This is a genomic window from Gemmatimonadaceae bacterium, assembly GCA_019752115.1.
In the GTDB taxonomy this organism is placed as follows: Bacteria; Gemmatimonadota; Gemmatimonadetes; order Gemmatimonadales; family Gemmatimonadaceae; genus Gemmatimonas.
Genome location: JAIEMN010000068.1, coordinates 19,524 through 27,179, shown reverse-complemented (window position 1 = coordinate 27,179; position 7,656 = coordinate 19,524). Strand labels below are relative to the sequence as shown.

At 67.5% G+C, this 7,656-nt stretch carries 6 protein-coding genes; 4 read left to right on the top strand and 2 right to left on the bottom strand.

Annotated features, from left to right (window positions below; all coding sequences use genetic code 11):
- Nucleotides 1–138 precede the first annotated feature (138 nt).
- Together K2R93_20790 and K2R93_20785 are read right to left on the bottom strand one after the other, a co-directional pair.
- The gene (locus K2R93_20790; protein ID MBY0492290.1) at nucleotides 139–1,167 is read right to left on the bottom strand and encodes an MlaD family protein; all 1,029 of its coding nucleotides are present in this window, start codon (nucleotides 1,165–1,167) and stop codon (nucleotides 139–141) included.
- 5 nt (nucleotides 1,168–1,172) lie between these two features.
- Entirely contained in the window at nucleotides 1,173–2,015 is an 843-nt protein-coding gene (locus tag K2R93_20785) for an ABC transporter permease (GenBank protein ID MBY0492289.1), read from the bottom strand.
- Between the two features lie 162 nt (nucleotides 2,016–2,177).
- Between K2R93_20785 and K2R93_20780 the strand changes: the two genes are divergently transcribed.
- The 4 genes from K2R93_20780 to K2R93_20765 all read left to right on the top strand — a co-directional run bounded on the left by K2R93_20780 (nucleotide 2,178) and on the right by K2R93_20765 (nucleotide 7,646).
- A complete protein-coding gene (locus tag K2R93_20780) occupies nucleotides 2,178–3,110 on the top strand; it encodes a metalloregulator ArsR/SmtB family transcription factor (GenBank protein MBY0492288.1) in 933 nt (310 codons plus the stop codon).
- A 133-nt stretch (nucleotides 3,111–3,243) separates the two neighbouring features.
- Entirely contained in the window at nucleotides 3,244–4,734 is a 1,491-nt protein-coding gene (gene ahcY, locus K2R93_20775) for an adenosylhomocysteinase (protein ID MBY0492287.1), read from the top strand.
- Between the two features lie 90 nt (nucleotides 4,735–4,824).
- Nucleotides 4,825–6,273 (top strand): carboxypeptidase-like regulatory domain-containing protein, encoded by a 1,449-nt coding sequence (locus K2R93_20770; protein ID MBY0492286.1) that lies wholly within the window; start codon nucleotides 4,825–4,827, stop codon nucleotides 6,271–6,273.
- Nucleotides 6,270–7,646, top strand: a complete 1,377-nt coding sequence (locus K2R93_20765; protein MBY0492285.1) for a carboxypeptidase regulatory-like domain-containing protein — start codon at nucleotides 6,270–6,272, stop codon at nucleotides 7,644–7,646. Before K2R93_20770 ends, K2R93_20765 begins: the two co-directional genes overlap by 4 nt.
- Nucleotides 7,647–7,656 lie beyond the last annotated feature (10 nt).

Sequence of the window (7,656 nt, the reverse complement as noted above, 5' to 3'; positions counted from 1 at the left end):
TGTTGGTTCCGTTTCATGAACTGCCTCCCGCTCCAACCTAGGGTGAGGAACTAGTCCACGAAATCGGGTCAACTCCAGTTCGTATACGTGGTTCGTATACGTGGTTCGTATACGTGGTTCGTATACGTACACCGGCAGTCAAAAGACCCGCACGTTGATATAACGGCGCGGGTTTTTCTTCACGTCCTGCACGAGGGCGCGGAGTTCGCGGACCAGCGAGTCGCTCTGCTGATAGAGCGCGGGGTCGTTCAACAACAAGCCCATTGTGCCGGTGCGGCTGTTCGCCTTGGCGAAGACGGAGTCGGCGCGGCTGACGGCGCTGGAGAGCTTGCTCTGGGTGCGCTCGAAATCGCCGGAGATTTCGCGTAAGCGCGTGGCGGTGGTCATCAGCTCCTGCGCGGCGTGCTGCGAGTTCATCACGATCTGCTGCAATTCGCCGCGGCTGGTGGCGGAATCGACGCGGGCCGAAAACGTGCTCAGTTTCTCCGCCGTCGCGTTGAGGTTGGTGAGCCCGCTCTGCAGGTCGGTGCTGATCTTGTCGAGGTTCTTCGACTGCAGCGTGACCGTCTTGGCGAGGACACTCGAGAGTTCGGCGAAGTTGCGGATCGACTCCCGCAGCTCGCGCGCGGCGGAATCGTCGAAGGCGACCTGCACGCGATCAGCGACCTTGGCGACATCGCCGGCGAGGCGGCCCGCGACGGTGGTGAGCTGCGCGATGTCGGGGAGCACCGCACCGGCCAGCGTGTCGCCGGTCGTCCGCGCGGCCTGGATGGCGGCGCGCAGCTCGCGATCGGGGGGGACGCCGGTCGCATCGGTCACCGTCGCCTGCCATTCGCCGAAGAGGCTCGACGCGGCGAGGAGCACCACCGGGTCGGCGGGGAGCGGCGTCTCCTTGTCGAGGCCGAGCTGGAGCACCACCCAGCCTTTCTCGCCCAATGCGATGCCTTCGACGCGGCCCGCGCGCACGCCGCGGATGACGACCGGATTGCCAAGCGCCACGCCGCCGACATCGCGCGTGCGCGCCACGAGATGCCGCGTGCGACCGCGCAAGTCGGCCTGCTTGAGCCAGAGCACCGTGGCAACCAGCGCGGCGGTCACGAGCAGCACCGTGAGCCCAACGATGAAGTCGCTGGTGCGACGCAGGGCGTTCGGGGAGGCGTCAGACATGGACGTCAACGGATGGAGCGACCGGTGAGCCACACCAGCGCCCAGAAGGCATCGAGCACGAGAATCATCACCGCCGAGATCACGACCGCACGCGTGGCACTGCGTCCCACGCCCTGCGCGCCGCCCTGCGTGGAGAGCCCGGCGCGACAGCCAATCAGCGACACGGCGGCGCCAAAGCTCGCGCTCTTCACGAGTCCGTAGCGAATATCGAAGGACTGGAAGAAGATGCGCACGCCCTTGAGGAACTGGGGCGTGGAGATGTCGAGCAAGCTCAGAGAGGCGAGCCATCCCGACGTGAGGCCGACTAGCATCGCGACGCCCACCACCACCGGAAACATCAGCGTGGAGGCGAGCACGCGCGGCACCACGAGATGCGTCATCGGGTCGTAGCCGAGCGTTTCGAGCGCATCGACCTGTTCGGTGACGCGCATCGTGCCCAGTTCGGCGGCGATGTTCGCGCCCACCCGTCCGGCGAGCGCGAGCCCAGTGAGCACCGGCGCGAGCTCGAGGGTCACCGTCTTCTGCACCAGCGTGCCCACGAAGTACGGGGGCACCAGATCGCCCACGCTGTAGCTCGCGAGCAGCGCGAGCACGATGCCGGTGAAGAGCGCGATGAAGATGCCGATCGGCAGCGACTCGACGCCGAGGGAGAGGGCCTGACCGGAGAATTCGGGGAGCCAGTCGGCCGCTTCGCGCACATGGCGCACGACGGCGGCCGTGAAGCGCGCCCCGGTTCCAACCGGCTCGACCATCCGGCGGACCGTACGCCCGAGCGCCTCGATGGCGCCCGCGACGCCGCCCACCGGGGGGCTCGGCACGGAGACGGAGGCAGGGGCCGGCGCGGTCATATCGAATGATCGGTACCCGGCGGCGGCAGGGCCAGCGGAAGATCCCTGAAGTCGGCCGCCCGGGAAAATCTGGCAGGGACGGGCGGCGCATATTGACTTATCCGGATGGCCGGATATTATTCCTGCATTATGACTTCGCCCCGGTTGGCTATCCACGATCGAATGGTTGAGCTCGCTGACGCGACGCGCTGCCGCCTGCTGGCGGCGCTCGAGCGCCAGGAGCTCACCGTGGGCGAACTGGCTACGGCGCTGCAGCTCCCGCAGAGCACCGTCAGCCGGCACCTCAAGATCCTGGCCGACCAGTCCTGGGTTTCGTCGCGCGCCGAAGGGGCCAGCCGGTGGTACCGCCGCAACCCGCTCCTCGACGCCGACATGCTGGGGCTCTGGGAGTTGGTCCGGCAGGCCATGACCCAGACGCCGGCGGCACTGCAGGACGCGGCCCGGATCGATGCCGTGATCGCCGCGCGCCGCACGCAGAGCCAGGCGTTCTTTGCCACCGCGAGCGCCGAGTGGGATGCGCTGCGCACCGACATGTTCGGCGCGCGCGCGGATATCGGCGCGATGCTCTCGCTGCTCGATCCGTCGCTCGTGATCGGTGACCTGGGCTGCGGCACCGGCGCGCTGGCCGCGTCGCTCGCGCCGCACGTGCAGCACGTCCATGCAATCGATGCGTCACCGGCGATGCTCGCCACGGCCACCGCGCGTCTCGCGGACTGCCGCAACGTGACGGTCGCGGAAGGGACGCTCGAAGATCTACCGCTCGCCGACGATACGCTCGACGTGGCGGTGCTCATGCTCGTGCTGCATCACGTGGCCGATCCGGTGCGCGCGCTCGCCGAAGTGCATCGCGTGCTCAAGCCCACCGGCCGCCTGCTCATCACCGACATGCGCGTCCATGCGCATGAGCGGTACCGCGAGCAGATGGGACACGTGTGGCTCGGCTTCGATGGCGGCTCGCTCGACGGCTGGCTGCGCGATGCGGGCTTTACCGGAACCCGCTACGTACCGCTGCCGGTTGAACCCGGCGCAACGGGGCCGGCGTTGTTCTCGTGTACGGCGACGGCGATGCCGAGGCCGGTGATGGTAGTTGCGTGATGATGTAGCACAGCAACCGATCAGTTCTGGGTGGCGGGTTTTAGGTCATGGGTTGTGGGTACTCACAACCCACAACCAAGAACCCGAAACGCACGACTGATCAGTTGCACACTCCAAACCCAACGAACACTCCATGTCCACCAGCGTCATGACCGAACACGGCGTCTCTCTCCTGACGTCGCTCGACCGCCCTGCCTTTGCCGTGCGCGATCTCGCGCTGGCGGAGTGGGGGCGCAAGGAAATCCGCCTCGCCGAGCAGGAAATGCCGGGGCTTATGGCGCTGCGCGCGGAGTATGCGGGCAAGGCGCCGCTCAAGGGCGCGAAGATCATGGGCTCGCTGCACATGACGGTGCAGACGGCCGTGCTCATCGAAACGCTCGTGCACCTGGGCGCCGATGTGCGCTGGGTGTCGTGCAACATCTTCTCGACGCAGGATCATGCTGCCGCCGCGGTGGCCGTGGGGCCGCATGGCACCACCGAGCATCCGCAGGGCACGCCGGTGTTTGCGTGGAAGGGGGAGACGCTCGAGGAATACTGGTGGTGCACCGAGCAGGCGCTGATGTGGCCCGATGGCACGGGCCCGAACCTGCTCCTGGATGACGGTGGCGACGCGACGCTGCTCGTGCACAAGGGCGCCGAGTACGAGAAGGCGGGCGCCGTGCCGGCGTTCGACAGTGACAACGAGCCGGAAGAGTGGGGCGTGATTCTCGACCTCCTGCGTGCCGAGCAGGCCAAGAACCCGGGCCGCTGGACGAAGGTGCTCGCGGGGATCCGCGGCGTGTCGGAAGAGACCACGACGGGCGTCCATCGCCTGTATGAGATGGAGAAGGCGGGCACGCTCGCCTTCCCGGCGATCAACGTGAACGACGCCGTCACGAAGTCGAAGTTCGACAACCTGTACGGCTGCCGTCACTCGGTCGTCGACGGCTTGAACCGCGCGACGGACGTGATGCTCGCCGGCAAGATTGTCGTGGTGCTGGGCTACGGCGACGTGGGCAAGGGGTGCGCGCAGGCGCTCAAGGGCCAGGGCGCGCGCGTCGTGGTGACGGAGATCGATCCGATCTGCGCGCTGCAGGCGGCGCTCGAGGGTTATCAGGTCACGACGCTCGAAGACATCGTGGAGCAGGCCGACATCTTCGTGAGCGCGACCGGCAACAAGAACGTCATCACGGTCGAGCACATGAGCCGCATGAAGGACAAGGCGATCGTGAGCAACATCGGCCACTTCGACAACGAGATCGACATGGCCGGTCTCAAGAAGGTCGAAGGGATGAAGCGCATCAACATCAAGCCGCAGTATGACGAGTTCGTGCTGCCGAACGGCCGTTCGATCCTCATCCTGGCGGAAGGCCGCCTCATGAACCTCGGCTGCGCCACCGGCCACCCGAGCTTCGTGATGAGCGCGAGCTTCTCGAATCAGGTGCTGGCGCAGCTCGAGCTGCACGCCCGTGCGGAGAGCTACGAGAAGAAGGTGTACACGCTGCCCAAGCACCTGGATGAAAAGGTGGCGCGCCTGCACCTCGACAAGCTGGGTGTGAAGCTCACGCAGCTGACGCCGGATCAGGCCAGCTACATCGGCGTCTCGGTGGACGGCCCGTACAAGGCGTCGCACTACAAGTACTAAGATCGACCGGCAACGATTGACGACCACCCGCTGTCCACCCATAGTGGACAGCGGGTGGTTTCGTTTACCGGAGAGGGTGGAATGGGGCGAATGACGAGCACGCTGGCGCTGCTGGCGTGTCTGATGCCGGCAGTCGTGCAGGCGCAAGGCGCCGCCCGGGGATTCACCGGCCGGGTCAGTGGGCTGGTGTTCGATAGTGTCGCCATGCATCCGCTGGGTGGTGCCGTCGTGCAGGCGGTGAACGCGGCCAATCCGTCCATCTCGCGCACCGCCACCGCCGATTCGCTCGGCCGATTTACGCTCAGCGGGTTGCCGCTGGGGAGCTGGGTGGTGGCGGCGCTGCATCCGCGCCTCGACTCGCTGGGGCTCGATCAGATTCGCTCGACGGTTGAGGTGCGTGCGGACGCGGACGCGCCGGTGACCGTGGCGGTGCCCGAGGCGCGACGTCTCGCACGGCTGCTGTGCGGTGACCCGGCGCTGGCGCAGGACACGTCCGGCTATCTCGTGGGGACGCTGCGTGCGGCCACGACCGATCGCGCGCCGGTGGTCGGCACGGTCCGTGTGGAGTGGCTCGAGCTGACCATCACCGGCACCGGCTTTGTGCGCACGCGCGAAACCCGGACGACTGAGACGGGACCCGATGGCCGCTACCTCGCCTGCGGGATTCCGGCGGGCGGGCTGGTGCGCGTCTCGGCGGTGCGCGGGGAAGATTCCACCGGTGTGATCGACCTGCAGATGCCGTTCGATGGCATTCAGCAGCGCGATCTCTATGTCGGACCCGCGCGAGTCGTCCGCATTCCGGTGACGGCCGCGGTGCTCGACAGCACGGGTTTCGGCACCGATTCCCTGACGGTGAAGCGCGGCGATGGGCTCTTACGCGGGCGACTGCTGGGTGCCACCGGCGCCCCGCTGGCCAACGCGCGCGTGGCGGTGCGCGATGCCGGCCTCGAGGTGCGCACCGACGCCGCCGGACGCTTCGCCATGGCGATGCTGCCCAACGGCACGTGGAACCTGGACGTGCGCGCGGTGGGCTATGACGCGCTGACACGCCCGGTTGACGTGCTGCAGAATGACAGCAGCACGGTGTCGTTCATGATGTCACGGTTCGTGGCGGTCGATACGGTCCGAATCCGATCGACGTTGACGAAGCACACGACGATCAATCTGACGGCGTTTGCGGAACGCGCGAAGGGCGGTTTCGGTCGGTTCATGGGGCCGGAGCAGCTCGAGCAGCTGCAGCCGCTCTGGTTCTCCGATATCCTGATGCGCTTCCCGTCGCTCCGTCTCGAGCGGGCGCAGTACGGGTACGTGGTCACGATGCGCGCCACCGGGATGGGGGCGCGCTGCTCGCCGCGTATCTATGTCGACAATGTGGTGACCCCCAACGACGGCACGATCGAGAGCTACATCCCGGGCGGGCAGGTTGCGGCGATCGAGGTCTATCCCGGCGCGTTCGGCCCGCCGCAGTACATGGACTATCTGAGCGGGTGTGGCAGCATCGTGGTGTGGACGGGGCCGCGCACGGCGGTAAAGAAATGAGCCTCGCGGCGCGAGGGGCGCTGGTGGCGGGTGGGCTGCTGCTCGCGGCGTCGCTGGCGCGCGCGCAGGGGCTCGGCCGCGTGCAGGGCGTGGTGTACGACAGCGTGGCGTCGCGACCCCTCGCGCGCGCGTCAATTGTGCTAACCTCCGTGCGCGACACGACCCGCGCGCGCACGATCGAGGCCGATTCGCTCGGACGCTTCACGGCGGATTCCCTCGAGAGGGGGCCATGGGTGGCCGCGGCGCACCATCCTCGCCTGGATTCGCTCGCGCTGCGCGAACTGCTGGTGCCCTTTGACGTGCGTGACGGCCGACGCACCCGCATCAGTCTCGCGATTCCCTCGGCACGGGCGCTGGCGCAGCGCATCTGTGGTGTGAATCAGACCTGGCGCGATTCATCGGGCTTCGTGGTGGGCACGCTGCGCCGCGCGACGGCGGACCGCACGCCGCTGCAGGGCACGGTACGGGTGCAGTGGATCGATCTGGTGCTCTCGGGGACGAAGCCGTCGCGTGAGCTCATGACCGTCGATGCCACCACCGATGCGAGCGGGCGCTACATCGCGTGCGGTGTGCCGGTGAATGCCACCGTGCTCGTGCGGGCGGCGAGTGGTGTGGATTCATCGGGGCGCGCGCAGCTGCGCATCCCGCCGAGCGGGGTGCGCTACCGCGATGTCTTCATCGGCAGCGGCATGGGACGGCTCACTGGCACGGTACGCGGCGAGAACGGTCGCGCGCTGGCCAATGCGCGGGTCGTCATGCTGGCGAGCGGGCGTGAAGCGCGCGCGGACAGTCTCGGACGATTTGTGCTCGATCAGGTGCCGGCGGGCACGCAGGCGCTCGACATTCGCGCGATGGGGTATGAGGCCTTGAGTGACGCCGTCGATGTGCTGGATGGTGCGCCGGCCGCTTCGCTGGAGCTGACGCGACTCCTGTCGCTCGATACCGTGCGCGTACGGGCCCAGCGATCGCGTGCCCTGAGCGGGCGCGCCGCGGGCTACGAGGCGCGCAAGAAGATGGGATTTGGCCGGTTCTACGACGGCGACCAGATCGATCGGCTCAACCTGTTGCGCATCTCGGATCTCTTCGCGCAGGTGCCGGGCATCACGATGGTCACCAACCAACGTGGCGAACGGATCCCGACGATGCGGGGGACCGACTTTCGCGGGCGCTGCGTCCCCGAGGTGCTCGTGGATGGATTTCCATTTCCACTGGACGCCGCGCTGGACGCCTTTATCCAGCCAATGAATGTGGTCGGCGTCGAGGTCTACTCGAGCGCCTTCGCGCCGGCCGAGCTGTCTCGCCCCTTTGCGCCGTGCGGGGTGATCGGCATCTGGACCGGCGTGCGACCTGAAGCGCCGGCCAGAGGCCGCTGATCATTCGCTG

Coding starts and splice junctions, on each gene's coding strand:
- K2R93_20785 (MBY0492289.1), bottom strand. CDS start 2,015: ATGACCGCGCCGGCCCCTGCCTCCGTCTCCGTGCCGAGCCCCCCGGTG.
- ahcY (MBY0492287.1), top strand. CDS start 3,244: ATGTCCACCAGCGTCATGACCGAACACGGCGTCTCTCTCCTGACGTCG.
- K2R93_20765 (MBY0492285.1), top strand. CDS start 6,270: ATGAGCCTCGCGGCGCGAGGGGCGCTGGTGGCGGGTGGGCTGCTGCTC.
- K2R93_20790 (MBY0492290.1), bottom strand. CDS start 1,167: ATGTCTGACGCCTCCCCGAACGCCCTGCGTCGCACCAGCGACTTCATC.
- K2R93_20770 (MBY0492286.1), top strand. CDS start 4,825: ATGACGAGCACGCTGGCGCTGCTGGCGTGTCTGATGCCGGCAGTCGTG.
- K2R93_20780 (MBY0492288.1), top strand. CDS start 2,178: ATGGTTGAGCTCGCTGACGCGACGCGCTGCCGCCTGCTGGCGGCGCTC.